This window comes from Ruegeria sp. ABF4_144, assembly GCF_056160045.1.
The window spans coordinates 2,343,330-2,368,382 of sequence record NZ_JBSWWK010000001.1 but is presented as its reverse complement, the minus strand read 5'-3'; the positions used below and the strand labels follow the sequence as shown (position 1 = coordinate 2,368,382).

Sequence of the window (25,053 nt, the reverse complement as noted above, 5' to 3'; positions counted from 1 at the left end):
CGGACACGGGAGAGAAAAGGGAGGAACCACATGGCCTTTGTGGGTTTGGAAGACAAGGCAAGGATGGAGCAGGAAATGTCGTGGGAGGACCGCGATGTTCCGGTCACCTTCCATCAGTTGCTGTCGCGTACAGCAGAGAAATTTCCCAACAGAAATGCGATCAGTTTTCAGATTTTTTCAGGCCCGACCGACAAGGCCGAGACGCTGAGTTGGTCCGACCTGCTTGGCAAGGTCAATCAGGCCGCCAACCTGTTCCGGTCGCTGGGCGTGGGCGAAAAGGACGTGGTTGCCTATGTGCTGCCCAACTGTAACGAGACGCTGATCACCATGATGGGCGGCGCGGTGGCCGGTATCGTCAACCCGATTAACCCGTTGCTGGAGCCCGAACAGATCGCCGCGATCCTGCGCGAAACGGGGGCCAAGGTGGTGGTGACGCTGAAATCCTTCCCCAAAACTGACGTTGCGCAAAAGGTCGAAGAGGCGGTGCGCCATGCGCCCAAGGTCAACACCATTCTGGAGATCGACCTCAACCGCTATCTGACGCCGCCGAAATCCTGGCTGGTGCCTTTGTTGCGCCCCAAAATGGGCGACAAGGAACATCTGGCCCATGCAGATTACAAGAACTTCCATCAGGAACTGGCCAAACAACCCACAACACTGACCTTCGAGGACAGCAAGGAAGACCGTGTTGCGTGTTATTTCCACACGGGCGGCACAACGGGCATGCCCAAGGTGGCGCAGCACAAATATTCGGGCCTGATTTATAATGGATGGTTGGGCGGGACGCTGTTGTTCTCGGAAGAGGATGTGGTGATGTGCCCGCTACCGATGTTTCACGTGTTTGCCGTGCATGTGATCGTGATGGCGGCAGTGTCTTCCGGTGCGCACGTCGTCTTCCCGACACCTCAGGGGTATCGTGGCGACGGGGTTTTTGACAACTTCTGGAAGCTCATAGAACGCTGGAAGGTGACGTTCATCATAACCGTGCCCACCGCAATCGCCGCCAAGATGCAACGCCCGGTGGATGCCGATATCTCAACAGTGAAAACAGCATTTTCCGGCTCGGCCCCTCTGCCGGTTGAACTGTTCCGCCGGTTCGAGGAAGCAACCGGCGTGACCATCGTCGAAGGCTACGGCCTGACCGAGGCGACCTGTCTGGTCTCGTGCAACCCGGTGGATGGTGAAAAGAAGATCGGCTCGATCGGGATTCCGTTCCCCTATACGGATGTCAAAATCCTTCAGGACGGGCCGGATGGACCCAAGGAATGCGGCGCGGATGAGATCGGAGAAATCTGTATCTCTAACCCCGGCGTCTACGCGGGCAACACCTATACCGAGACCGACAAGAACGTGGGTCTCTACCACTTTGACAAGTACCTGCGCACAGGCGACCTGGGGCGGTTTGACGAGGACGGTTATCTGTGGATCACAGGCCGCGCCAAAGACTTGATCATCCGCGGCGGTCACAACATCGACCCGGCCGAGATTGAAGAGGCTCTGCTTGGGCACGATGCCGTTGCCTTTGCTGGTGCCATCGGTCAACCCGACGCCTATTCGGGTGAGGTGCCCTGTGCCTTTGTCGAACTGGTCGATGGGGCCAGCGTGACCGAGAAAGAGCTGATGGAGTATTGCAGCGTGCACGTCCATGAGCGCGCGGCGCAGCCCAAGCACATGACCATTCTGGACGAGCTGCCGAAAACTGCAGTCGGCAAGGTGTTCAAGCCAGAGCTGCGCAAACAGGCGATCACCCGGATCTATAACGGCGCGCTTGAAAAGGCAGGGGTGGATGCGCGCGTTGTCTCGGTGATCGACGACAAGAAACGCGGGCTTGTCGCGCAGCTTGACGCCAACGGTTCCTCGGACGACGATGTCGGTAAGGTGCTGGGATCGTTCACCCGGCCATGGGAATGGGCAGCCTGACTGCGGAGGGACAATGGATTATGAACGTCTGATCGATGAAGAAACCTGGGCGTTCATAAGACGAACGGCAGAAAGCTATCCTGACGACGCGGTCGATCTGACGATTGAGGATCAACGCCGCGTCTACAACGAGATGTGTCAGGACTTTCGCCAACCCCGACCTCCGGGTCTGGAGGTGCAGGACAGGTCCGCCGATGGCGTGCCTGTCCGGGTTTACACCGCTGGAGATCCGACAAGAACCGTCATCTATAATCATGGCGGCGGTTTTGTTGTCGGCGGGCTGGACAGCCACGACGATGTCTGCGCCGAGATTTGCGCTCAGACCGGGTATCGGGTAGTTGCCATCGATTACCGCCTATGCCCCGAACATGTGCATCCCGCCCAGTTCGAAGACAGCTGGACTGCCACCAACTGGGCAGATACAGAATTCGGTGATCCCATAGTTCTGGCCGGGGACAGTGCCGGGGGGAATCTAGCGGCTGCGGTTGCACACTTTAGCCGCGGGCGCCTTGAGGGCGTGCTAGGACAGGTTCTGATCTATCCGGGTCTGGGCGGTGATACATCAACCGGGTCTTACATCGAACACGCACAAGCACCGCTTTTGACGCTGGATGAAATCAAGTTCTACGAGAAAGTCCGCTGTGGCGGCGTAGTTCCACAAAACGACCCGAGTTTTGCGCCCTTGCATGATACCGATTTCTCGGGCCTGCCGTCGACCGTGGTTGTGACGGCAGACTGCGATCCGCTGCGCGATGACGGTGCGATTTATTGCGAGCAGATCGCTGCCGCCGGTGGTCAAGCGCATTGTATCAACGAGCCCGGCCTCGTGCATGGTTATCTGCGGGCGCGAACCTCGGTAAAGCGCGCCGCAGACAGTTTCGAGCGGATATCGATCGCCATCGAGGCACTGGGCCAAGAGGTTTGGCCCTACGACTGATCTCTTATTTCAGGAATGGCTTGGCCTTCATCGTTTCGGCAATTGGTGCGCCCATGCGGTCCAGGATCGTGGGGGCCAGCTGTAGCTGGTCGATGACCGTGTCGACCTCGGGGCCTTCTGCGTCACCGAAGTAGTATAGTGCGGTTTCCTGTTGCAGCGGGCTGCGTCCACCATGGTGACCGCGCTCATCCTGACCGTGATCGGCGGTGACGATCACCTCGTACCCCAACTGCCGCCAGCGCGGGATGAACGGGGCCAGCATCTCATCCATCACGAAACAGGCATGGTCCATTTCCTCGCAATCGTGAAAGAAGCGGTGCCCCATACTGTCCAGCGTGCAGGTATGCAGAATGCCGTAATCCAGCCCGAAGCGGAGGCACAGGTTTGTCAGAGACGCGAACAGGTCTACATCGCAGGGCGTCATTTGATTGGCTTTGCCATAGCCGGTCATCGTGTGAAACCGGCCATGATTGATGGTCTTGCTGTCAGGTTCGTCATATTCGACATCGCGGACGTAATCGAACGGATGACGGTTGAAGAATTGCGACCAATAGCTGTGGGTCACGGCCCCGGTTACACCGCCCACCTCACGCACCTGACTGAACACGTCCTTATGGCTCAGGCGGAAGACATTGCCATTGCCGGTACAACCATGTTCCTGCGGTGTGACACCGGTATGGATCGAGGCATAGCAACTGGCTGAGGTCGATGGCAGCACCGCGCGCAGTTTCCACACGCGGGCCTCGCCACTGTCGACCCAGCCTTCGAGGTTGCCGAACAACCGACGGAAGTTGCGCCACGGGACGCCGTCCAGAATGATGAGGAGGAGTTTGCGGTCCATAGTCTGACCCTTTTCTTAAACACTTCAGGCGAACCTAGGGGATTCGCTGCGCTTGGGCTGCCAATTCGCGCCCCGAATAGCAAAATCCCGACACCTGTTTGTAACAGATGCCGGGATTTCGAAGCTTTTATGAGGGCGGGGATCAGTTCCCCGCGCTCTCCATCTTGCGGTGGGCGACAACCTCTTCCAGCCAACCCAGATGCATCTCGGGCACCGAGCTGAGCAGCAGGTCTGTATAGTCATCGAACGGCGGTGTTAGCACCTCACTCTTGGACCCATAGCGCGCCACACGGCCCTGATACATCACCGCGATGCTGTCGCTGATCGCGCGGACCGTCGCCAGATCGTGGGTAATGAACAGATAGGCCACATCCTCGATCTGCTGCAGATCCAGCAACAGCTTGAGGATACCGTCCGCCACCAGCGGGTCGAGGGCCGAAGTGACCTCATCACAGATGATCATCTTGGGTTTGGCCGCCAGCGATCGGGCGATACAGACACGCTGTTTCTGACCACCGGACAGCTCTGCCGGATAGCGGTCGATGAACTTTTCGCCCAGCTCGATCTCATCCAGCAGCTCGATGACCCGCTTACGCTTTTCTGCACCGCGCATGTTGAAGTAGAACTCCAACGGGCGGCCGATGATCGTGCCAACGGTCTGACGCGGGTTCATTGCCGTGTCAGCCATCTGATAGATCATCTGCAGCTCACGCAAGTCTTCCAGCGAACGGCCCTTCAAATCGGGGCTCAGCTTGCGCCCGTTAAAGGTGATCTCACCATCACGCGGAGGCAGCAGGCCGGTGATCACACGGGCCAGCGTCGACTTGCCCGAGCCGGACTCACCCACAACCGCCAGCGTCTGTCCCGGATGAAGCTCGACATTGACGTTGTGCAGCACGTCGAAATTCAGACCCTTGTAGCGCGCGGTGATACCGTCAACGCTCAGCACCGGTTCCGGTGTGGGCTTTTTCTCTTCGTGCTCAATCGACCGTACCGAGACCAGTGCCTTGGTATAGTCTTCCTGCGGGTTGTTGATGATCTGATCGGTGTTACCGTATTCGACCGTGTTCCCCATTCGCAGAACCATGATGTCGTCGCTTACCTGAGCCACAACCGCCAGATCGTGGGTGATGTAGAGTGCGGCAACGCCGGTATCTGCGATGGCTTCCTTGATGGCCATCAGAACGTCGATCTGCGTGGTCACGTCCAAAGCTGTCGTGGGTTCGTCGAACACCACCAGATCAGGCTCGGGGCACAGTGCAAGCGCTGTCATGCAGCGCTGCAGCTGACCGCCCGAAACCTGGTGCGGGTAGCGACTGCCAATATTGTCCGGATCGGGCAAACCCAGCTTGGCGAACAGTTCACGCGCGCGGCCTTCGGCCTCTTTGCGGGTGAATTTCTTCTGTTCGACTGCCGCTTCAACCACCTGATCCATGATCTTCTTGGCAGGGTTGAACGACGCAGCGGCGGATTGGGACACATAAGTGACCTCCCCCCCGCGCAGCTTGCGGATATCCCCATGAGACGTCTTGAGGATATCGCGTCCGTTTACCCAAACCTCGCCACCGGTGATTTTCACACCACCCCGGCCATAGGCCATCGAGGCCAGACCGATGGTGGATTTACCAGCACCGGACTCTCCGATCAGACCCAGCACCTTACCGCGCTCAAGGTCAAAACTGACCCCGTGCACGATTTCGATGTCGTGGGGCTTTTCTCCCGGTGGATAGACGGTCGCGCCGATCTTGAGGTCGCGGACCTTGAGAAGGATATCACTCATCCCCGGCCTCCTTTCAGCGATGTGGTACGGTTCAGAACCCAGTCGGCAACGAGGTTGACCGAGATGGCCAGCGTCGCGATGGCCACGGCGGGGTAAAGCGCCGCGCCGATGCCATAGACGATGCCGTCCTTGTTTTCCTTCACGATGCCGCCCCAGTCCGCCAGCGGCGGCTGAACGCCAAGACCCAGGAACGACAGGGTCGAGATGAACAGAACCATGAAGATGAACCGCAGCCCGAACTCAGCTACCAGAGGTGATAGAGCGTTGGGTAGGATCTCACGGAAGATGATCCAGCGCCGACCCTCACCGCGCAGCTTCGCGGCCTCGACATAGTCCATCACGTTGATGTCCACGGCGACAGACCGTGACAGGCGGTAAGGGCGTGTGGCGTCCAGAAGGCCCATCACAAGGATCAGGATTGGAACGGTCACCGGAACAATTGCCAGAATAACCAGCGCCAGGATCAGTGTCGGGATCGACATAATCAGGTCAACCGTACGGCTGAGAACCTGATCGGCCCAACCACCCAACACGGCCGCTAGCAGGCCCAGCGAGGTGCCGGTGAGAAAGCTGAGGATCGTGGCCGCTGCGGCGATGAAGATCGTTGTACGACCACCATAGATCATACGGGTCAACAGATCGCGCCCGATGTTGTCGGTTCCCAGAAGGTGTTCGGCGCTCGAAGGCTCCCAAACATCACCGACCACTTCGGCCATGCCATAGGGCGCAATCAGCGGCGCCGCGAAGGCGATGAAAAAGTACAGCCCAGTGAAAAACAGACCGATCATCGCCGAAATAGGAATATTCTTCATCATTTCGGATGCCTCAGTCTTGGGTTGGCAAGGATCGATACAATATCGGCCACCATGTTCAGCCCGATATAGACAGCGGCAAAGACAACGCCGCAGGCCAGAACCACCGGCACGTCACGTTTGGTAACCGAGTCCACCAGGTATTGCCCCATGCCGGGATAGACGAACACCACCTCAACAACGACGACACCAACGACCAGATAGGCCAGATTGAGCATTACGACGTTGACGATAGGAGAAATCGCGTTCGGAAACGCGTGGCGTGCAATGACCTGAAAGTTCGACAGGCCCTTCAGTTCGGCCGTCTCAATATAGGCTGATTGCATCAGGTTCAGGATCGCGGCGCGGGTCATCCGCATCATCTGTGCCAGAACCACCAACGTCAGCACGAAGGCGGGCAGTGCGATTGCGTTGAGTTTTTGCCCGAAGGACATCGAGTCGTTGATCATCGCGAGTGATGAAAACCAGCCCAGTTTTACTGAGATGAAGTAGATCACGACGTAACCAATCAGGAATTCCGGTATCGAAACTGTTGTCAGGGTGATCGCCGAGATCAGCTTGTCCGGCCAGCGATTGCGGAACCGGACGGCCAGCAGGCCCAGAAAGATGGCAAGCGGGACAGAGACGATGGCGGCGACACAAGCCAGGAAAAGGGTATTCCCCAGTCGCTTGCCGATGCTGTCCGCGATGTCGAGCTTATTGGTAAGAGACTGACCCAGATCGCCCTGTAAAATACCAGCCAGCCATTCGAAATAGCGGGTCAGGGCGGGTCGGTTGAGGCCCATTTCCTCGCGCAGGTTTTCCAGCGCCTCGGGGGTTGCAGATTGGCCAAGGACGGCTTGCGCCGCATCCCCTGGAAGGGCTTCGGTGAGGCCGAAAATCAGAGCCGATGCACCGAAGAGAAGCAAGATTCCCAGCGCAAGGCGCTGGGAAACCAGTTTGATGATAGGATGCATGATCCGTGGTTCCTATCAGGCGAACCACATCTTGCGGGACATGTTGCCGTTCATCATCTCTTGGGTCGGATCGCTTTCCCAACCTTCCAGCTGATTGCTGACACCTTCGACAAAGTCGTTGAACATCGGGCAGATCAGGCCGCCCTCGTCGCGGACCATCATGCCCATCTGGCTGTAGATGTCCTTGCGCTTGTCGTTGTCCAGTTCGGCACGCGCCTGGAACAGCATCTCGTCGAATGCCGGAACCTTGAAACGGGTGTCGTTCCAGTCTGCGCTCGACAGATAAGCGGTCGAGTACATCTGATCCTGCACCGGACGGCCGCCCCAGTAGGACGCGCAGAAGGGTTGAACGTTCCAGACCTCGGACCAGTAGCCATCGTTGGGCTCGCGCTTGATTTCCAGCGGGATACCAGCCTGAGCAGCGGTTTGCTGGAACAGGGCTGCGGCATCTACCGCACCGGGGAAGGCGCCATCGGCGACACGCAGGATGATCGGCGAACCATCATGGCCCGACTTCTTGTAGTGCTCGGCTGCTTTTTCGATGCTGAACTCGCGCTGCGGGATCGAGCCGTCGAACAGCGGATAGGCCGCGTTTACGGGCATGTCATTGCCCACGGTGCCATAGCCACGCAGAACCTTGTCGACCAGTTCCTGACGGTTGATTGCATATTTCAGCGCCAGACGCAGTTCGTTCTGGTCGAACGGCGCGGTGTCGCAATGCATGATGAACACGTAGTGGCCACGGCCAGCGGTCGAATGCACTGTCAGGTTGGGTGCGCGGCCCAGCAGGTCAGCCACCTTCGGCTCCACCCGGTTGATCGCATGAACCTGACCGGATTGCAGCGCAGCAGTACGGGCGGTTGCATCGTTGATGACAACTACTTCGACGCTGTCGAAGTTCCCGAAGTCCGGATTCCAATGGTTGGCAAACTTCTTGTACACGTGGCGGACGCCGGGTTCGTTGACTTCCACCTGATAAGGACCGGTGCCGATACCCGCGCCAGGATCTTCCATGCCGCCATCCGGCTGAATGATTAGGTGGTAGTCAGCCATCAGATAGGGCAGGTCGGCGTTCGGTTCGGACAGGGTGACCTGGAAGTTGTCTCCATCGGCTTTCATCGATTCGATGCCCTTCATGATGCCCAGGGCACCGGACTTCGAATCCTCGTTCGAGTGACGCTGCATGGTTTTCAGCACGTCTTCGCTTGTCATCGTCTTGCCGTTGTGGAATTCCACACCCTGGCGCAGCTTGAAAGTCCAGACCTTGGCATCCGCGCTGCCTTCGACACTTTCGGCCAGACGAGGTTCGATTGTACCGTCAGGCGCAACCTCGACCAGTTGGTCGCCAAACTGCTTGCCGTTCTGGAACGGGACCGAGCTGGCATAGGTTGCCGGGTCCAGTGAGTTCGTGGATTCGCCGCCCTGCAGGCCGAACTTCAGATCGCCGCCCTTTTTCGGGCCAGCCGCGCGTGCGGCATCTGCAAACATTGTGCTGGCCATTGCTGCAGAAACACCCAGAGCCGCTGCTTTCCCCATGAATTCACGACGGGTCAGCTTGCCGGCGGTGACCTGCTTGGCCATGTGAGTGATTTGTTCGTTCATTATGGTCTCCCAGTTGATTGGATTGTTGCCCTTTTGGGCTTTTTATTGACGCATGAGTCAAAGTAGGCGGAATTCGGGCAGGCGGGCAAGAACAAATGTCTGACAGTTGACCCCACGAATTTCACATTTGATCACGTGGTATGGCATCCTCCAGTTGTTTGGTTGATACCAATTGGTCGCCTTCATAGGCGCTCAAGTGGGCTTTGAGGTAAAAGAATTCCTCATCAGCCCACATCTCGCAAGAGGTTTCGGTGCGCAGGTCGATACCGTTCCGCCTATTTTCCTGTGTCCATCGACACACTCCGTGGGCAGAAAGCGGATCGTCTGGATGGATTGTCCAGCGTTCATAGGCTGTTCCGCCGTGGGTCAGACCATGGTCGTTGTTTGTGACCAGGCCAAAGTCGTCCTCGATGATTAGGTGGGTTTCGCCCGAGTTCATGTCGGTTTCCAACCGCCGCGAATTCTGTGGTGCGCGCAGGGATGTCTGACCCAGGGCAGGGGCCGAGTCGGGCGGTTGAAACGCATACTCGTCATCGGTCGCGGGGCGCTGAGGTATGGCAACGTCGCCCTGCGTCAGGTGTAGTTCGGTACGTTCTGGTGAGGGCCAGATCAGCGGCCAGTAGGCGCTTGAGATTGCAACCCGCAGCCTGTGCCCTTTGGGTACGCGATAGGCGATGTGGTCCAGGTCCAGAGTAACATCGTAAGCGGTGTCGGGTTTCAGCGGTGTTGGCTCCGCGTGGCTGTCGCGATGCGACAGGTTCAGCACGCCATAGGTTATGCGCGTCGAGGCCCCATCCGGATGCACATGGTTCAACCGCACCGCAATCTGAGCCTGCGGTTTGTCTGCGCTCAGGCGCAGGCGAACGCGCGGTGCACCCACAATATCCATGTCCTCCGCCAGCGGTGCGCCATCGAAACAGGCCGAGAGCGCGTCGTCCGCGCGCTGATCACCGGGCATGTCGGGACCTAGCCAGATCGCACAGTATTCTCCACCCTCCAATCCGCAGGTCTGTGGCGACCGTAGACGAGTGTCCAGCGGACCGTCCTGTCCAAGGCCCTCATCCGACAGGCTTAGCGTCAGGCCGCGCAGATGGGATGTGGCTCCATCGGTTTCGGCGATCCAGCGCCCGGGGCGTTCGCTGTACCAGCGTTGCGGCCGTACGCCATCCATCAGATAAGCCCGATAGTCTGGGTCGCTTTCAACGCCGGTGTCGAGGCCTTTCAGCCAGTGATCCCACCAACGCAGGGCTTCCTGCAAGAAACCGATTCGCGGTTCGGGCACCGCGAAATGAGGGTATTTATGCACCCAAGGTCCGACAATGCCTTTGACCGGGGCCTTAAGCTGCTCGACCAACAATGGCACGGTGTTCTTATAGGCATCCCCCCAACCGCCGATGGCCAGAGTCGCCGCCTGAATCGCGTTGAAGTCTTCGCAGACAGAGCCGTGCTGCCAATACGCGTCCCGCCGTTGGTGGCGCAGCCAGACAGAGGGAAGAAACGGCTCTTGTTCCAGCCGCTCCAACCACAATTCACGCCAGTTCGAGCGCAAATCGGGATCGGGTGGACGGGACGAGTACGACCACATTGTTGCTCCCCAGCCCAGGTTCTCATTCAGCAGGCAGCCACCTTTATAGTGGATGTCATCCGCGTAACGGTCGGCGGTGGAGCACAGGGTGATGATCGCCTTTAGCGGTTCGGGGTGCAGCGCAGCGACCTGTAGCGCATTGAACCCGCCCCAGCTGATCCCCATCATGCCAACCGAACCCGTGCACCAGGGTTGCTGCGCCAGCCAATGGATCGTCGCGACGGCATCATCCAACTCTTGCTGGGTGTATTCATCCTCCATCAACCCTTCGCTGTCGCCATTGCCGCGCATGTCGACGCGGATGCAGGCATAGCCTCGTTCGGCAAACCACGGGTGAGTGAGTGCATCACGCACAGTCGTTCCATCGCGTTTGCGATAGGGCAGGAATTCCAGAATGGCAGGGACGGGGCTTTCCGTCGCATCCGCCGGACGCCAGACGCGCGCAGACAAGCGACAGCCATCTGGCATCTCGATGCCAACGTCGGGAAGGTCTTCGATATCGCGTAGCGCGTTGGCAGGCGGCGTCATTCCCATACTGTCCGGGGGATTTGCAAAACAAGTTGGGTCAAAATCGTCAGATCAGCCGCGGATTGCGACAAGCAGATCCATTACATTCGTTCCTGTAGGACCTGTCACAAGCAATGCGCCCGCGCGATCCAGATAACTGCCGCTGTCCGCGTACAGCAGGGCTTGTTCCGCGCCTTCGCCCCATGTGGTTCCGTCGATGATCGCACCTGCGGCGTCTGTTGGGCCATCCGTTCCATCCGTGCCACCCACGACAACAGTAAGCCCTTCAGCCCCTGCAATCTCACGGGCCAGAGCGAGTGCCAATCCTTGATTGCGCCCGCCGCGCCCCGGGTTTTCGGGCAGGACAACCGTAGGCTCTCCGCCAAAGACCATGACGCCGCTGGGCATCTCGCGGATTCGCTTACCCAGCGCTTCGGCAACTTTCAGAAAGTCATCATGCAGGCATTCTTCGTTGGTGAGCACATTCAAACCTTCGTTCTGTGCCAAGTCCACAGCGGCTGCGCGGGCATGTGCATTCGAGGCCACGATCTGTGTGCTCGCTTGAAAGTCATAGCTGTCAGGCAGTGCTCCGATCCCCGATCCGATTACGTTCAGGTCGTCTCCGGGCACATCCGAGATCGCCAGTACCGTCGCCTTTTCCCCACGGAAATGAGACAGAAGTCCGCCACCTTTGATCCGGGACAACTTGCGGCGCTCGGCATTCATGGCCGTGATATCCAGCCCCTGGGCCAGCAGCTGTTTGTTCAGTTGCTCAAGATCGGACAGCGTCTTGCCCGGCAGCAAATCCTCGGCCAGCGAGGATGCCCCGCCAGACACCAACAACAGCAGATGCGAGCCTGGCTGCATGGCTTCGACAGCCTCGCGCAGGGCATGACCGCCCTGAAGGCTGCGGTTGTCCGGAACGGGATGAGACGCCTCGATCACCTTCACATGATCCGGCAGGTCGCGTCCGTGGTCGTCCTTGGTGACAACCAACGTCGGGCGCGGGCCAAAATGTTCCAACGCGGCGCGCGCCATGGCAGCCGCAGGTTTGCCAACGGCCAAAATCTGATCGGGTTCTGGGACATCGTGTAGCACTTTGTTGGTCGCAGCGTGGCCGCCCACGGCACCAACACCGGCCTGCCAAATGCGAATTGCCTGTTCTTTTCTGTCCATCAGCTTTCCACCCAAATCGTGACCGGCCCGTCATTGACCAGTTCTACTGTCATATCCGCCCCGAATTCACCGGTTTCGACGGGCACGCCATGTGCCGCAAGCCGCTGGGCGAATACCTCATAAAGATGCTTTCCAACATCCGGCACCGCGGCTTCGGAAAAGCCCGGTCGGTTACCGCGAGACGTATCAGCGGCCAGTGTAAACTGACTGACCACCAGCGCCGACCCTTCAATGTCCTTCACCGAGCGGTTCATTTTTCCTGCATCATCCTTAAAGATCCGCAGTTTCGAGACCTTGGCGGCCAGTTGGTCTGCCTTCGCCTCATCATCTTCTTGCATTGCGCAGACCAGGATCATCAACCCCGGTCCGGTTTGACCGATGACCTGACCGCTCACCGAAACGCTGGCGCGTGAGACGCGTTGTAGGACTGCGCGCAAGTTTACTCTCCGCTTGATGCGTGTGTTAGCCGACCCATTCGACGATCTCACTCAGATCGGCGCGGTCGGTGCGAAAGCTGTTGGCTGGGTGATCATTATCCGCATAGCCAAAGGAAATCGCGCATAAAATCACCCGATCTTCGGGGATTTCGAAATAGCGGCGTAGAAATGGGCTATATGTGGCGACGGCCGCTTGTGGGATCGTGGCGACGCCAAGCGCCTGTGCGGCCAATGAGAACGCTGTGACGAACCCGCCGCAATCCAACGCACCATAAGCGCCAAGCTCGGCCGGACTGGTGATGATCGCGCAATGCGGTGCGCCGAACAGTGAGAAGTTCTCCATCATCTGCCGGGCCGAGGCAGCGCGGTCGCCGCGCTCCACGCCCACCGCCTCATACAAGGCCCAGCCGCACGTCCGGCGGCGATCCTGGTAGACGCCAGTGTAAGAGGTCGGAAAAGGCAAGTCCGGTGCAGGGGCGCCAGTTATGGCCTCTTTTTGCAGCGCCATGCGAAAGCGGTCGGTTTCTTCTCCACTGGTAAGGATTACCTGCCAAGGCTGGGCATTGCACCAACTGGGAACACGCGTGGCGCTGGTGAGGATTTGTTTGATCTGATCTTTCGGTACCGGTTCAGGAAGAAAGGCCCGGCAGGAATGTCGCGCTGTCAGCAGTTGGGTAAGATCGGATAGTGTCACACAGGCCTCCCCGCTCGGCGTTGACGCGGCGCAGAATGGCGTCTGATCGAGCGGAGTTCAAGCGCTAACAGTTTTGGGTATCACTGCGATTTCAACCTTGTTGGCCGGTTGCCATCAGATACCCGACGCCAGCGGCCACGAGCAGACCCAGAATGACGGCGATTGTGATCTTGATGGCAGACCACGGACGCTCGCCCTGAACCCGGCCGGTACGTCCGTTCACGACAAAGCGATATGTCTGACCGCGATACTTGTAGGCCGCCATCCAAACCGGCAGCAGGATATGCTTGAACGTTACATTCCGCACATCCGTATCGATCGCGTGTATCCGCTGGCGGTCGCCACCGATGTCGAAACGCACATCCCGTTCGATAACCCTCGCCATATATCCGCGGGCCTCGGTATAGCCTTCCTGCAATTCAACCGTGTAGGCCTCGGCCCGAAACCCCGCGAGGTATTCCGGCTGATAAGGCTCCAGAGCCGGAAGGTCCCAAGGCTCCAGCGCGTCGGTGTAGCTTTTGGGCAAAGACTGCGAAGCCAGCACAAGCACATCGTCAAAGAACCGCTTCACCCGCCCGGATTTCGGAGACCACCTCACCTTGGGCACCTGCTGCTGCACACGCTTGCCATCGCGCATGACGGTTCGGGTCTCATAGTAGACGGTTCCGCGTTCACCGCGATAGCTGGACTGGGTGTCTGCATCAAATGTCCAGTAGGGCACATAGATACCCTGCATCTTGCGACCCTTGCGGGCATAATCTTTCAACCCGTTTGGTGCAAACCACAACCGACCCAGCCAATCCCCCATCGCCTTGTGCGCCGCACGTTCATCCAATGCAAAAGGCAGAACGCCCCTGGGTTTGATGTGCCGATTTACCCCGGTATCTGTGACCACAGGCGTGGCACAGAACGGGCATTCAGCGGCATGCGTGGCGGGGTCGAACTCGACCTGAGCCGCGCAGTTGGGGCAGGACAGAACACGTGTTTCTTCGATTTCGCTGTCCGGCAGACGGTCCGTGATGGCCGCATCAAAATCCAGCTCTTTCAGACTGGCACCGCCCCATGGGCCAGAACCGATAGCTTCGGAATGCCCGCAGTGATCGCAGGTCAGACTGCCATCGCCGGGGTTGAACCGGTAATCCGCGCCGCATTGCTCGCAGGGAAATCTGTGTTCTTCGGTCATTGCTGAACCTCGGCAGGCAGAACGGGCTTTCCGGGGCCGATGATTGCGCGGATCACGACAGCCACAAAGATGCAAGCGGCAATAAACAAGAGGGAGTTATGGGCCAGAACCTGCCATCCATAAGGCGTCAGTATGCCATCAACAGATCGCACGAAATCGCCACCCCCGATTTGAGAATCGAAATTATCGTTGTGCGATTGATGCCATCCTCTTAGCCGACCGATTGCAATACTCAGCAGAACAAGACCTGTGCTGATCGCTCCCCCCCAATAAGCTGCCCGGAAAAAAGTAACCTGCTTGCGCATCATCTTGCGCAGGGAGGGCGCGACGAAAATCCATGCAATCCGAAAAGCCGAGGGTACACCAAATAAGGTCAATAACTGAAATAGAGACCACAGAGTGGCGTCCCATCCGCTTTGGAAAAGATCAAAAAGCATCGGCGCGCCAATCACGCAAAACCACCCGAGAATTGCACTCAAATTGACGGCGCGCCTGATCTCTCTTTGCGAATAGGCAGATATGTCGGCGTTTGCCGTCACCGACTAGGCCCCCGGCGGAGGCGGTGGCAGAATGGTGAACAACTGCGCCAGTTCCTGCACGTCACCTGCCTTTTTCCAGCCGTCCTGACCTGCGGTCCAGACATGGGTGTCGCGGGTGATCTCTCCGTCCGTCGCCATACGGCCCATTTTGGCCTTCGAGAACGGCCCACTGGTCTGCCCATCAACTGCAATGTGCCACACATGCTCTACCGGCGGAGGAGGCGGCGGTGCCGCGTGCGCTGTCGGTTGCGGCGCAGCGGGGGCGGAACCGCCCCACGGGCCGCTCGGTTGACCCGCTGCCATGTTTGCCATCTGGTTGGCCATCGCCATGCCCATGCCCATACCAAGACCCGCGCCCATGCCGCCACCCTGACCGGGGTTGTTGGCGGCAGCCGTCATCGCCTCGGCTGCGGAATACTGGGTGAACTTGCCCAGATCACCTGCCAGCCCCATCGAGGTGCGTTTGTCCAGCGCTGCTTCGACGGCAGGCGGCAGCGAGATGTTCTCGATATAGAATTCGGGCATCTCAAGCCCGTAGCTGTCCAATACCGGAGACACTTCAGCCGCGATCAGTTTGCCCAGATCGGCAGTGTTGGCGGCCATATCCAGAACCGGAATGCCGGACCCGGCGATCACACGGCTGAATTCCTGAACGATGATGTTACGGATCTGAAAGCTGATCTCGTCCATGGTGAATTCACCATCGGTACCCACGATTTCAGTCATAAATTTGGCGGGGTCTTTGACTCGGGTCGTATACGTGCCAAAGGCCCGAATACGAGTCGGCCCGAATTCAGGATCGCGCAGCATGATCGGGTTCTTGGTGCCCCATTTCAGATCATTAAACCGCGTCGTGTTGACGAAATAGATCTCGGACTTGAATGGAGACTGAAAGCCGTGATCCCAGTGCTGTAGGGTCGTCAGGATCGGCATGTTGTTGGTCTCAAGCATATAGAGACCCGGCGTGAACACATCCGCCAGTTGCCCCTCATGCACGAACACGGCTGCCTGACCTTCGCGAACAGTAAGTTTGGCGCCGTATTTGATCGCGTGCCCTTCACGCTCGAACCGCCAGACCATGGTATCGCGGGTGTCATCGACCCAGTGAATGACGTCGATAAATTCTCCGGTCAGAAAATCGAAAATACCCATTGGGGTCTCCTTTCCTTGGGCTCAGAGTTGCTGGCCCATCAATTCGCGCGCAATGATCCGCACAACGGGGCGGGCTTCGTCTGCTGAAATTCCGGGCTTCATTCGTTCATCGTAAAGAATTGTCAGCAGTTTCTCGTCATGGCTGGTCAGTAGTGCAAACTCGTCGTCGTCGTTGAAAATCGAGGGGCGCGCAACCGGGCTGTCGTTTGGCAGGCCGATCCCCTGAGCGATCTCTTCATGGATGCAGCTCAGTCGCAGCAAATCAGGGTTCTCTGCGCGGATGTACGCCACTGCTTTTGTGATTGTATTGGGATCGCCGCTGTTGGCGAAGGTGAAGACAAAGCAATAGTAGGGAGTCTCCAGCGTATTTAGCAAATCCAACCTGTCCTGCGGAATGTTGGGTACAAGTGCCCTGAGGCGACTTTGCGCATATGACGTGTCATCAAGACCAGCGACAAAGACTATGAAGTTGCCGTCCCGATCCACTGAGCGAATGTTGTGTCCGGTCGTTCTCCGCAGGCGTTCAGAGTAGTTTTCGATTTTCTGACTGTCGGCAACACGGTTTTGCGGCGCGACACTCGGCCCGAATTCGGTCATGATGCGGATCGGGCTTTTCCAACGACTGAGTTTGATCTCGGAGGAGCCGCTCGTGAAAGCGGCGTTGCTGCCGGAATGTTCGTTCACAAAGGCGATAACGTCGAAGTTTTTAGCCAGATCGTCCGCGTCATAGGGCGTGTCTGGCCCACCGCCATCCGTTCTCAGCAACCCGCGCGTAACCAAATCGCGCTCGACCCGCTGATAAAACCGGGCCAGATCCTGACTTTCCGCGGACGGCGGTACATAGGCATTGGGTGCAGGTGCTGGGGTCTCCGGGCGCGGCTGTGGGACAACCGAAGACGTCAGAGTTTCATCGCAGTTGGCCAATGCCAAAAGCGCGACAAAACCCAACAGAGGTTTCAGATATCCCGATATCCGCACGCGCAGCCCGCCGTCAGCCCGGAACCGCCGTTCCGGCATTGTCACCGATGCCGTCCTGACGTGCCTTGGCCGATGCCAGCGTGTCGCGCAGTTCAGCCTCCATCTTCTGCAGTTCCTGTTCCGCAGCGGCGCGTTTGGCTTTGCCTTCGTCCGCGATGGCAAGGCTTTCATTGATGGTACCGATCAGGTCGGCATTGGCTTGTTTGACCGCTTCGATATCGAACACGCCGCGCTCCATTTCCTCGCGGATCATCTTGTTCGAATCGCGCAGGTTGGCGGCGTTCGAGGTCAGCAGTTCGTTGGTCAGATCGTTTGCGTCGCGCACGGCGGCAGCGGCCTCGGCGCTGCGTTGGATGGTGACGGCCTGCGCCAGCTGGGTTTCCCACAGCGGCACAGTGTTCACCAGCGTCGAGTTGATCTTGGTGACCAGCGATTTGTCATTTTCCTGAACCAGCCGGATCGACGGTAGCGATTGCATTGTGACCTGACGGGTCAGTTTCAGGTCATGGACCCGACGCTCCAGATCATCGCGCGCGGCACGCATGTCGCGCAGCTCCTGCGCTTTCATGACCTGCTGGTCTTCGGGGGCGGCCTGAACCTCGGCCTCTTTTTCTGGGATGTCGTGGCTGTCCAGCTCGGTCAGCTTTTCCTCACCCGCCGCGATGTAAAGCGCCAGTTCGTCGTAGAAACCCAGCGTCTTTTCATAGAGCAGGTCCAGCGATTTGATGTCTTTCAACAGCGTATGTTCATGGCTCAGCAGGTCATCCGTGATGCGGTCGATCTGGCCCTGAACCTCTTCGTATTGCGCGGTGAACTTGGCGAAGGGCGCGGCGCGGCCCAGCAGTTTTTCCCACCAGCTCCGCTCGCGGCGCACATCCAATTCGCTGACCGAAAAGCCGCGGATCGTGGTAACGATGTTGCGCAGGCTGTCCCCGGCGGGGCCTACGTCTTTGTTGCGCACATCGGCAAGCATGGCCTGGCTGATTTCCTGCAGCTCGGCCTGAGCGGACGACCCGAAGGACACGATCGAATTGGTGTTCTCCATGTCGATCTCATCCATCCGCTTGCGGATTTCGGCGCTGACCGGTTCGTCGGCCTCCTCCAGAGAGACAACTTCGGCCACAGGTTCGGGCAGGGCGACAGCAGTTACTTCCTGCACCAGTGTTTCGGCCTCAACCGCCTTGTTCTTGATCGCATCGGACATGGGGTAATCCTTTCTCAAATAACTGTCCGGTCAGTCCAACCGGACGCCTTCGCGTTGCAGGCGTTCGCGCAACACGTCAATTTCAACCGTCAGATCACTGCGGTCATCCAAAAGCATCTTGCGGGTGCGAGCCGCGAAATTCTGTTCCAGATCGTCCAGCAAGGCTGTGTAGTCGGCCAGCGCCTGCGCATCCCGGGTGCGGGCATAGACATCGGCGAACTTCACCGTCGCATCGCGCGCGCCCTGCAGATAGACGGTCAGGTACTTGCGGGCACCCGCCAGATCGCGCGGGTCTTCCTCGACCGTGCGGAACAGATCGCGGGCTGTGTCTTGAAAACGTTCGACGCGTGCCTCGACCCGGCGATCGCCAGCGCGTTTGATGGCGTCGGTCATCTCGGACAGATGGGTTTCTGCGTCTTCAACCACACGGGCGACGCGGTCCTGTTGAAAGGTATCGACCCCTTCCATGCCCTTGTCCTTCATCGGGTCGAGCCCGAAGGACACCGAATGCAACACCGTGGCAACCACGCCAAACAGGATCGGAGCCAGCAGGCTGGCCTGCGCGGCGGTCTCGGCGTCCAGATACTCGGAACGATACGCGGCCAGCGCGGTGCCCAGTCCGGTCAGAGCGCTTGCGAAAATCTTGCGGGGAAAGGCCGGGCGGCGGGCCGAGCGGCGTGCGTTAAAGGCGGCCTCGGCGCGCAGGCCCTCGCGCAGCAGAAAGGCGGCACCGGTCAGCAGGCCCGCAGCAACCAGCCCGATGGTCATCCCGATCGCACCGTCGTTCAGCGACAGAAACACCAGCGGAATGGCGGGCAGGAACAGAATATTCACCCGCGCGCCCGCCGGTTCGACCCGTGCGCCGTGGAATTGCCCGCGTGCGGGTTGGTCGTCGTCAGAGCCGCCGCCTTGAGGGCTGAATTTTCCGCCATACCGCTGTGACATGCGCTACAGCCCCCCCAGCACGCCGGTGCAGACGCCGAACAACAGCACCAGAAGGGCCGCGTAGGCCAGTTTTTGCACTCCGGTCCCTGACATGACGCCCCCCAAAAGCAACGCTCTGGGAAAATTTAGGCGATACGAGGGCTTGGCGCTAGGGGGAAGGTTGCCAAACCCGCGTCACTTGCGAGTTTTCTTGCCGATGGGTGCCCGTTTTCGTTGCGGTCGTGCGGGACGTTTCGGCTTGGTTTCAGGTTCCGCGTCCAGTCCCAGTTGATCCCGCATCACGCGGCGACGGATTTCCTCGACTTCGCCGGACTTCAGGCTGCCCAGTTGAAAAGGGCCGTAGGATACACGCAGCAGGCGGTTCACGGCATAGCCGATATCCTCCATCGCGCGGCGAATTTCGCGGTTCTTGCCTTCGCGCAGGCCGATGGTCAGCCAGGCGTTTGCGCCTTGCTGGCGATCCAACGAGACTTCCATCGGTAAGAAACGCTCGCCGTCGATCACCAGGCCCTTGCGCAGGGGGGCGAAGTCCTCGTCCTTGGGGCGCCCGTTCACCCGTACGCGGTATTTGCGCAGCCACCCGGTCGAGGGCAATTCGAGCTTGCGCTTGATGCCGCCATCATTGGTCAGCAGCAGCAACCCTTCCGAGTTCAGGTCGAGCCGACCTACGCTCATGACGCGGGGCATGCCCTCGGGCAGATTGTCAAAGATGGTCGCGCGGCCTTTTTCGTCGCGCGTCGTCGTCACCAGTCCGGGCGGCTTGTGGTACAGCCACAGGCGCGAGGGTTCGGGTTCAGACACCGGTTTGCCATCAACGGTGATCCTGTCTTTGCCGGTGACGTTCAACGCTGGGCTGTCGATGGTCTTGCCGTTCACAGTCACACGACCGGCTTCGATCATGCGCTCCGCTTCACGCCGCGAGGCAACGCCCGCGCGGGCAAGCACTTTGGCGATCCGGTCGCCGGGAGGAGGGGTTTTGGTCATCCGCAGCCCATAGCGCATCCCGCCCGCTTGCGAAAGACAGGTTTCTGATGCAGTCAGGGGCCATGGTGTTCAGATCGCATATGGACAAGGCGTTGGTTGAAGCGCGCGCTGCCGCAGAACGCGGAGAGGTGCCGGTGGGTGCCGTTATCGTGCATGGCGACCGGGTGGTGGCCGCGGCAGGCAACCGTACGCGCGAGTTGAACGATCCCACCGCCCATGCCGAGATCCTGGCCCTGCGAGCCGCCTGCGCCGAGGCTGGGTCCGAGCGACTGCCGGACCATGACCTCTATGTCACGCTGGAACCCTGCGCGATGTGCGCCGCGGCATTGGCCGCGGCGCGAATCCGGCGCATTTATTACGGGGCGGCCGATCCGAAATCCGGCGGGGTGGCCCATGGTGCACGGGTATTCACCCACAAACAGGCGCACCATGTCCCCGAGATCTACGACGGTATCGCGGGGCAGGAAGCCGCCGAACTGTTGAAAGACTTCTTCGCGGCGCGCCGCGATCCTAAAGAGTGATCGGCTGCATCAGTTCCGGTTCGATCACATCCACCCCCGGCAACCCATCTATCAGCGCCTGAGCAGATTGTTCCAGAATCGGGAAGGTCTTGTAATGGCAGGGAATCACCGTTTTGAAGTTAAAATACCGCTTTGCTGCATAGGCCGTTGCCTGCATGTCCATGGTGAAATGCCCACCTGCCGACAGGATGCCGATATCGGGTTTATAGTAATCCCCCATCCACTCCATATCCGCCATGATATCAGTGTCACCCGAGACGTAGAGCATATGGCCCTCTGACGCGATCATGAAGCCAACCTCACTGCCCCCGGTGCGCAACCCGTCGGGTGTTGAGAAGGTCGAGCTGTGAGAGGCCGGAACCATCGTCACCTTAACGCCGTTCAGGTTCACGGTGCCGCCTTTGTTGAAGCCGATGGTCTCAAGCCCTTCTGCCTCGCTCCAATAACCCATCAGGTCGTATTGGCCGACGACGGGTATATTAAGGTGCTTGGCCAGTGACACCACATCTGCCACGTGATCGAAATGCGTGTGTGTCAGAAGGATATGCGTAGCCCCGTCCAGAGCGTTGTCGTGATGATCTTCAGACAGGACCGGGTTGCCCGTTAGCCAGGGGTCGATCAGCAAAACTTGCCCATCGGTTTCGATGCGGAAACTGCCGTGGCCCAGCCAAATGATATTCATGAAAACGTCCTCCCAAAACAAGCTCTTGGCATCAGCCTAGCATCGGTTATGTAAAAGTTCATGGACTGGTTTCAGGAAATTGACGGATATTGCGAGCGCCTGTCGCCCGCCTATTGGGCCGAGCCGATCAACGCGGTGACAAACGCGGCGTTTTTGATTGCCGCGTTCATCATGTGGCGGCGCGTAAGGGGGCAGGGGTTGCAGTTGGCGATGGCGCTTGTGGTTATATTGGCCGCCATCGGAACCGGCAGCTATTTGTTCCACACCCACGCACAGGTTTGGGCGGCAATGGCGGATGTGGCGCCAATCTTGCTGTATATTCTGGTCTATATCTTCGCGATTAATCGCGATGTCTGGCACATGCAGCCGGTCTACGCTCTGATCATCACCGTCCTGTTCATCCCCTATGCTGCAGCTACGATCCCTCTGTTCCAGTTAATTCCCGGGCTTGGCGGGTCATCGGCATATGCGCCGGTACCGCTGCTGATTCTGATCTATGCCTTTCTGCTGCGCAATCGCGTACCCGACACAGCGCGCGGCCTTGCGATCGGTGCGGTAATCCTGATCGCCTCGATCACCTTTCGCGCGCTGGACGAGCCCCTTTGCGGCCAACTTCCGCTGGGCACGCATTTCATGTGGCACATCCTTAACGCCACCATGCTGGGATGGATGATCGAGGTCTATCGCAGGCACATGGTCCGTGTGTCTAAGGCCTGACATTCAGACCTGGAACGCCGCGGCCAGATGCTCGGGAAGGTTAAATTCAGAAAGAACCCGTGCGCGGCCCTCGGCCGACATCTTGCGGGCTGTCTTTTCGACGATGCTCTGGATTTTCTCGGCGGAGTGTTTACCGGCGAAGGGCGCGAAGTACCATTTGAGGAAAACGAAACAGATTACATCTTCCAGCGCCTGCACTTCGTCGTCCCGCTTGATACCCTGTTTGCGCAGCATCCGCCCGGCGGCTTCGACCTCATCCGCGCTATAACCGGCCTGTTCCATCATCTTCATGACAACTTCTGCGTGGTGGACGCCCTGCGCCTTGCGCCAGGCCAGATACCCAGCGCGGCCCTCGGGATATTCACTCCGTGCCAGTTTCCAGCGCTCAACATGCTGGCCCCGGGCGGCGATCTGCAGCACGTCCGAGGCGTCTGGGAAAAGCCGGTCTAACTCGGCGCTCATGCGCTGGCCGTACAGCAGCTCGACCGGCTGGCCGTCATCAAGGTTGGGGTCTTGGGTGTTGGCCGCATCAATTGCGTCCAGAACTGCTTGTTTGCGCGCGCTCATCTTCCGCTCCGTTGGCTTGCCGAACCCGATGTTTGGTCCGGCGGATCACTTTGATCACCCTAGCGATTGGACGCAGCAAGCGCAGCAGTCAATTGCAGTTTTTCCGGGCCGGACGTCGAATGCCCGACCCGGACAGGGGGTCATGTCATTTACCCAGTTTAGTCTGGTCCTGCGTGACGGGCTGCGAGACGGTTTCGGGGAATGTCAGATCGCGCGTCAGGGTGTTCATGGTGGGGCCAAAGGCCTGAGCCTGGGCGGCAAGAACTGTGGTGGCCAGTACAAATGCAGTCATGAACGTTTTCATTGTCTTTCTCCGGTTAGTGGCTGTGCCGTACAATTTGAAATGAACAGTTCGGTTCACTTTTTCAATGATGAAAATGAACTAATCGGTTTACTTTTGCGTATAGGGGATATGCAAAATTGAATGGCAGTTGACGTGCGCAGATCGAAACGGGGCGGATCGGCCCCTTGGCGGTCTTGCGACCCGGACCTCAGACGGGTAAACGCCCCCTAACGCATATGAGGTTTTCCGATGTCGATTGACCAAAGCACTGCCGCCAAGGTGGCCAAACTGGCCCGGATCAAGATCGAGGATGACGCGCTGCCTGCGCTGGCGTCTGAGTTCAACACCATCCTTGGTTTCATTGAGCAACTGAACGAAGTGGATGTCGAAGGCGTCGAGCCTATGGTCTCGGTCGAGCCTATGCGCTTGAAACGTCGTGAGGACGTGGTCACCGACGGAAACCAGCAGGACAAGGTTCTGGCCAATGCCCCCGACGCGCGCGAAGGCTTTTTCGCAGTCCCCAAAGTGGTGGAGTAAGACATGAGCGATCTGAACAAACTGGGCCTGGCCGAGGCCCGCGATGCGCTGCGTAAGGGTGAAGTAACTTCGGTTGAACTGACCGAATCCTGCCTGAAGGCAATTGATGAGGCCGACGCGCTGAACGCATTCGTGCACAAGACGCCCGAGATCGCGCTGGAGCGCGCCAAGGCAGCGGATGAGCGGATCAAGGGTGGCGACGCGCCGTCGATGTGTGGCCTGCCGATTGGTATCAAGGATCTGTTCTGCACCAAGGGCGTGCCCTCGCAGGCGGCCTCAAAAATTCTGGAAGGGTTCAAGCCTGAATACGAATCCACTGTTTCTCAGCAACTGGCTGATGCCGGTGCCGTGATGCTGGGTAAGTTGAACATGGACGAATTCGCGATGGGCTCGTCCAACGAGACATCCGTCTATGGCAACGCGGTCAGCCCGTGGCGTCGTGGCAATGATGACGCGCAACTGACACCGGGTGGTTCGTCTGGTGGTTCGGCTTCGGCTGTGGCTGCCGACCTGTGTCTGGCCGCGACCGGTACCGATACCGGTGGTTCGATCCGCCAGCCTGCCGCCTTCACTGGCATTACCGGCATCAAGCCGACCTATGGCCGTTGCTCGCGCTGGGGCATCGTGGCCTTTGCATCCTCGCTGGATCAGGCCGGTCCGATGACCAAGAACGTGCGCGACGCGGCGATCATGCTGGAAACCATGTGCGGCCACGACCCCAAGGATTCCACCAGTGCCGAACTGGCCGTCCCGAACTTCGAGGCGATGCTGACTGGCGACATCAAAGGCAAAAAGATTGGTATTCCAAAAGAATACCGCATGGACGGTATGCCCGCCGAGATCGAAAAGCTCTGGGCAGACGGTGCTGAGATGCTGAAAGCCGCGGGGGCTGAGATCGTCGATATCTCGCTTCCGCACACCAAATACGCGCTGCCCGCGTATTACGTAATTGCTCCGGCCGAGGCGTCTTCGAACCTCGCCCGTTACGACGGTGTCCGCTATGGTCGCCGCGCGACCTTGGCGCAGGGCGACGGCATCACCGAAATGTACGAAAAAACCCGCGCCGAGGGCTTTGGCCATGAAGTGCAGCGCCGCGTCATGGTTGGCACCTATGTGCTGTCCGCAGGTTTCTACGATGCCTATTACAACCGCGCGCGTCGCGTCCGGACCCTCATCAAGAAAGACTTCGAAGATGTCTTCGCAGCAGGCGTTGATGCGATCCTGACCCCGGCCACGCCATCGGCGTCGTTTGGCTTGGGCGAGATGACCGAAGCCGACCCGGTTCAGATGTACCTAAACGACGTCTTTACCGTGACGGTTAACCTGGCTGGCTTGCCCGGCGTATCGGTGCCTGCTGGTCTTGATAAGCAGGGTCTGCCGCTGGGTTTGCAACTGATCGGACGTCCGTGGGAAGAGGGTGACCTGCTGAACACAGCCTATGCGCTGGAAAGCGCCGCCGGGTTTGTGGCCAAGCCAGGCAAATGGTGGTAATCCTCAGATCAGGCAAGACAACG

At 58.9% G+C, this 25,053-nt stretch carries 25 protein-coding genes; 6 read left to right on the top strand and 19 right to left on the bottom strand.

Going from position 1 to position 25,053, the window contains the following annotated elements; translation table 11 throughout:
- The first annotated feature begins 30 nt into the window (after positions 1–30).
- Both ACXAGD_RS11890 and ACXAGD_RS11885 read left to right on the top strand, forming a co-directional pair.
- Positions 31–1,920, top strand: coding sequence for an acyl-CoA synthetase (locus ACXAGD_RS11890; RefSeq protein ID WP_475210871.1), 1,890 nt, complete (start codon positions 31–33; stop codon positions 1,918–1,920).
- Positions 1,921–1,933: 13 nt separating this feature from the next.
- Positions 1,934–2,857: an alpha/beta hydrolase gene (locus ACXAGD_RS11885; protein ID WP_475210869.1), complete on the top strand. Its 924-nt coding sequence runs from the start codon at positions 1,934–1,936 to the stop codon at positions 2,855–2,857.
- 4 nt (positions 2,858–2,861) lie between these two features.
- On the opposite strand, the gene ACXAGD_RS11880 is transcribed toward ACXAGD_RS11885, so the two are convergent.
- The 16 genes from ACXAGD_RS11880 to ACXAGD_RS11805 form a co-directional block, all read right to left on the bottom strand.
- The gene (locus ACXAGD_RS11880; protein ID WP_475210866.1) at positions 2,862–3,698 is read right to left on the bottom strand and encodes an alkaline phosphatase family protein; all 837 of its coding nucleotides are present in this window, start codon (positions 3,696–3,698) and stop codon (positions 2,862–2,864) included.
- A 142-nt stretch (positions 3,699–3,840) separates the two neighbouring features.
- Positions 3,841–5,478 (bottom strand): ABC transporter ATP-binding protein, encoded by a 1,638-nt coding sequence (locus ACXAGD_RS11875; protein WP_475210863.1) that lies wholly within the window; start codon positions 5,476–5,478, stop codon positions 3,841–3,843.
- Complete coding sequence (locus ACXAGD_RS11870) at positions 5,475–6,290, bottom strand: ABC transporter permease (protein WP_475210860.1); 816 nt, start codon at positions 6,288–6,290, stop codon at positions 5,475–5,477. The genes ACXAGD_RS11875 and ACXAGD_RS11870 overlap by 4 nt, the downstream gene beginning before the upstream one ends.
- Complete coding sequence (locus ACXAGD_RS11865; protein ID WP_475210858.1) at positions 6,290–7,246, bottom strand: ABC transporter permease; 957 nt, start codon at positions 7,244–7,246, stop codon at positions 6,290–6,292. Before ACXAGD_RS11865 ends, ACXAGD_RS11870 begins: the two co-directional genes overlap by 1 nt.
- Before the next feature lie 15 nt (positions 7,247–7,261).
- The gene (locus tag ACXAGD_RS11860; protein ID WP_475210855.1) at positions 7,262–8,848 is read right to left on the bottom strand and encodes an ABC transporter substrate-binding protein; all 1,587 of its coding nucleotides are present in this window, start codon (positions 8,846–8,848) and stop codon (positions 7,262–7,264) included.
- A gap of 121 nt (positions 8,849–8,969) precedes the next feature.
- A complete protein-coding gene (locus ACXAGD_RS11855) occupies positions 8,970–10,961 on the bottom strand; it encodes a CocE/NonD family hydrolase (RefSeq protein ID WP_475210852.1) in 1,992 nt (663 codons plus the stop codon).
- Between the two features lie 51 nt (positions 10,962–11,012).
- Positions 11,013–12,116: a glycerate kinase type-2 family protein gene (locus ACXAGD_RS11850; RefSeq protein ID WP_475210850.1), complete on the bottom strand. Its 1,104-nt coding sequence runs from the start codon at positions 12,114–12,116 to the stop codon at positions 11,013–11,015.
- Positions 12,116–12,553: a D-aminoacyl-tRNA deacylase gene (gene dtd / locus ACXAGD_RS11845; protein ID WP_475210847.1), complete on the bottom strand. Its 438-nt coding sequence runs from the start codon at positions 12,551–12,553 to the stop codon at positions 12,116–12,118. Before dtd ends, ACXAGD_RS11850 begins: the two co-directional genes overlap by 1 nt.
- A gap of 25 nt (positions 12,554–12,578) precedes the next feature.
- Positions 12,579–13,247 (bottom strand): nitroreductase, encoded by a 669-nt coding sequence (locus tag ACXAGD_RS11840; protein ID WP_475210845.1) that lies wholly within the window; start codon positions 13,245–13,247, stop codon positions 12,579–12,581.
- A 91-nt stretch (positions 13,248–13,338) separates the two neighbouring features.
- On the bottom strand, positions 13,339–14,430 hold the full coding sequence (locus ACXAGD_RS11835) for a TFIIB-type zinc finger domain-containing protein (RefSeq protein ID WP_475210843.1): 1,092 nt from the start codon (positions 14,428–14,430) through the stop codon (positions 13,339–13,341).
- On the bottom strand, positions 14,427–14,969 hold the full coding sequence (locus tag ACXAGD_RS11830) for a hypothetical protein (protein ID WP_475210841.1): 543 nt from the start codon (positions 14,967–14,969) through the stop codon (positions 14,427–14,429). The genes ACXAGD_RS11835 and ACXAGD_RS11830 overlap by 4 nt, the downstream gene beginning before the upstream one ends.
- Positions 14,970–14,972: 3 nt before the next feature.
- Positions 14,973–16,121: an SPFH domain-containing protein gene (locus tag ACXAGD_RS11825; protein WP_475210839.1), complete on the bottom strand. Its 1,149-nt coding sequence runs from the start codon at positions 16,119–16,121 to the stop codon at positions 14,973–14,975.
- A 21-nt stretch (positions 16,122–16,142) separates the two neighbouring features.
- The gene (locus ACXAGD_RS11820; RefSeq protein ID WP_475212582.1) at positions 16,143–17,138 is read right to left on the bottom strand and encodes a DUF2927 domain-containing protein; all 996 of its coding nucleotides are present in this window, start codon (positions 17,136–17,138) and stop codon (positions 16,143–16,145) included.
- Positions 17,113–18,303: a toxic anion resistance protein gene (locus ACXAGD_RS11815; RefSeq protein ID WP_475210836.1), complete on the bottom strand. Its 1,191-nt coding sequence runs from the start codon at positions 18,301–18,303 to the stop codon at positions 17,113–17,115. Before ACXAGD_RS11815 ends, ACXAGD_RS11820 begins: the two co-directional genes overlap by 26 nt.
- 30 nt (positions 18,304–18,333) lie before the next feature.
- Complete coding sequence (locus ACXAGD_RS11810; RefSeq protein WP_475210833.1) at positions 18,334–19,248, bottom strand: 5-bromo-4-chloroindolyl phosphate hydrolysis family protein; 915 nt, start codon at positions 19,246–19,248, stop codon at positions 18,334–18,336.
- 174 nt (positions 19,249–19,422) lie between these two features.
- Positions 19,423–20,232, bottom strand: a complete 810-nt coding sequence (locus ACXAGD_RS11805; RefSeq protein ID WP_475210830.1) for a pseudouridine synthase — start codon at positions 20,230–20,232, stop codon at positions 19,423–19,425.
- 62 nt (positions 20,233–20,294) lie between these two features.
- Here ACXAGD_RS11805 and ACXAGD_RS11800 point away from each other — a divergent pair, with 62 nt between their 5' ends.
- Positions 20,295–20,753, top strand: coding sequence for a nucleoside deaminase (locus ACXAGD_RS11800; RefSeq protein WP_475210828.1), 459 nt, complete (start codon positions 20,295–20,297; stop codon positions 20,751–20,753).
- Here ACXAGD_RS11800 and ACXAGD_RS11795 read toward each other — a convergent pair.
- Entirely contained in the window at positions 20,743–21,435 is a 693-nt protein-coding gene (locus tag ACXAGD_RS11795; protein ID WP_475210827.1) for a metal-dependent hydrolase, read from the bottom strand. The genes ACXAGD_RS11800 and ACXAGD_RS11795 overlap by 11 nt on opposite strands.
- Positions 21,436–21,495: 60 nt before the next feature.
- On the opposite strand from ACXAGD_RS11795, the gene ACXAGD_RS11790 reads away from it, so the two are divergent.
- Positions 21,496–22,152, top strand: coding sequence for a ceramidase domain-containing protein (locus ACXAGD_RS11790; protein ID WP_475210824.1), 657 nt, complete (start codon positions 21,496–21,498; stop codon positions 22,150–22,152).
- A 3-nt stretch (positions 22,153–22,155) separates the two neighbouring features.
- On the opposite strand, the gene ACXAGD_RS11785 is transcribed toward ACXAGD_RS11790, so the two are convergent.
- Entirely contained in the window at positions 22,156–22,719 is a 564-nt protein-coding gene (locus tag ACXAGD_RS11785) for a DUF4202 domain-containing protein (protein ID WP_475210821.1), read from the bottom strand.
- A 145-nt stretch (positions 22,720–22,864) separates the two neighbouring features.
- Positions 22,865–23,023: a hypothetical protein gene (locus ACXAGD_RS11780; RefSeq protein WP_170441001.1), complete on the bottom strand. Its 159-nt coding sequence runs from the start codon at positions 23,021–23,023 to the stop codon at positions 22,865–22,867.
- Between the two features lie 228 nt (positions 23,024–23,251).
- Here ACXAGD_RS11780 and gatC point away from each other — a divergent pair, with 228 nt between their 5' ends.
- Complete coding sequence (gene gatC / locus ACXAGD_RS11775; protein WP_475210819.1) at positions 23,252–23,539, top strand: Asp-tRNA(Asn)/Glu-tRNA(Gln) amidotransferase subunit GatC; 288 nt, start codon at positions 23,252–23,254, stop codon at positions 23,537–23,539.
- A gap of 3 nt (positions 23,540–23,542) precedes the next feature.
- Entirely contained in the window at positions 23,543–25,030 is a 1,488-nt protein-coding gene (gatA, locus tag ACXAGD_RS11770) for an Asp-tRNA(Asn)/Glu-tRNA(Gln) amidotransferase subunit GatA (RefSeq protein ID WP_475210817.1), read from the top strand.
- The last annotated feature ends 23 nt before the right edge of the window (positions 25,031–25,053 follow it).

Bases quoted from the DNA above. Each gene is read 5' to 3' on its own strand.
- ACXAGD_RS11890 (WP_475210871.1), top strand. From the start codon at position 31: ATGGCCTTTGTGGGTTTGGAAGACAAGGCAAGGATGGAGCAGGAAATG.
- ACXAGD_RS11885 (WP_475210869.1), top strand. From the start codon at position 1,934: ATGGATTATGAACGTCTGATCGATGAAGAAACCTGGGCGTTCATAAGA.
- ACXAGD_RS11880 (WP_475210866.1), bottom strand. From the start codon at position 3,698: ATGGACCGCAAACTCCTCCTCATCATTCTGGACGGCGTCCCGTGGCGC.
- ACXAGD_RS11875 (WP_475210863.1), bottom strand. From the start codon at position 5,478: ATGAGTGATATCCTTCTCAAGGTCCGCGACCTCAAGATCGGCGCGACC.
- ACXAGD_RS11870 (WP_475210860.1), bottom strand. From the start codon at position 6,290: ATGAAGAATATTCCTATTTCGGCGATGATCGGTCTGTTTTTCACTGGG.
- ACXAGD_RS11865 (WP_475210858.1), bottom strand. From the start codon at position 7,246: ATGCATCCTATCATCAAACTGGTTTCCCAGCGCCTTGCGCTGGGAATC.
- ACXAGD_RS11860 (WP_475210855.1), bottom strand. From the start codon at position 8,848: ATGAACGAACAAATCACTCACATGGCCAAGCAGGTCACCGCCGGCAAG.
- ACXAGD_RS11855 (WP_475210852.1), bottom strand. From the start codon at position 10,961: ATGACGCCGCCTGCCAACGCGCTACGCGATATCGAAGACCTTCCCGAC.
- ACXAGD_RS11850 (WP_475210850.1), bottom strand. From the start codon at position 12,116: ATGGACAGAAAAGAACAGGCAATTCGCATTTGGCAGGCCGGTGTTGGT.
- ACXAGD_RS11835 (WP_475210843.1), bottom strand. From the start codon at position 14,430: ATGACCGAAGAACACAGATTTCCCTGCGAGCAATGCGGCGCGGATTAC.
- ACXAGD_RS11825 (WP_475210839.1), bottom strand. From the start codon at position 16,121: ATGGGTATTTTCGATTTTCTGACCGGAGAATTTATCGACGTCATTCAC.
- ACXAGD_RS11820 (WP_475212582.1), bottom strand. From the start codon at position 17,138: ATGCCGGAACGGCGGTTCCGGGCTGACGGCGGGCTGCGCGTGCGGATA.
- ACXAGD_RS11815 (WP_475210836.1), bottom strand. From the start codon at position 18,303: ATGTCCGATGCGATCAAGAACAAGGCGGTTGAGGCCGAAACACTGGTG.
- ACXAGD_RS11810 (WP_475210833.1), bottom strand. From the start codon at position 19,248: ATGTCACAGCGGTATGGCGGAAAATTCAGCCCTCAAGGCGGCGGCTCT.
- ACXAGD_RS11805 (WP_475210830.1), bottom strand. From the start codon at position 20,232: ATGACCAAAACCCCTCCTCCCGGCGACCGGATCGCCAAAGTGCTTGCC.
- ACXAGD_RS11800 (WP_475210828.1), top strand. From the start codon at position 20,295: ATGGTGTTCAGATCGCATATGGACAAGGCGTTGGTTGAAGCGCGCGCT.
- ACXAGD_RS11795 (WP_475210827.1), bottom strand. From the start codon at position 21,435: ATGAATATCATTTGGCTGGGCCACGGCAGTTTCCGCATCGAAACCGAT.
- ACXAGD_RS11790 (WP_475210824.1), top strand. From the start codon at position 21,496: ATGGACTGGTTTCAGGAAATTGACGGATATTGCGAGCGCCTGTCGCCC.
- ACXAGD_RS11785 (WP_475210821.1), bottom strand. From the start codon at position 22,719: ATGAGCGCGCGCAAACAAGCAGTTCTGGACGCAATTGATGCGGCCAAC.
- ACXAGD_RS11780 (WP_170441001.1), bottom strand. From the start codon at position 23,023: ATGAAAACGTTCATGACTGCATTTGTACTGGCCACCACAGTTCTTGCC.
- gatC (WP_475210819.1), top strand. From the start codon at position 23,252: ATGTCGATTGACCAAAGCACTGCCGCCAAGGTGGCCAAACTGGCCCGG.
- gatA (WP_475210817.1), top strand. From the start codon at position 23,543: ATGAGCGATCTGAACAAACTGGGCCTGGCCGAGGCCCGCGATGCGCTG.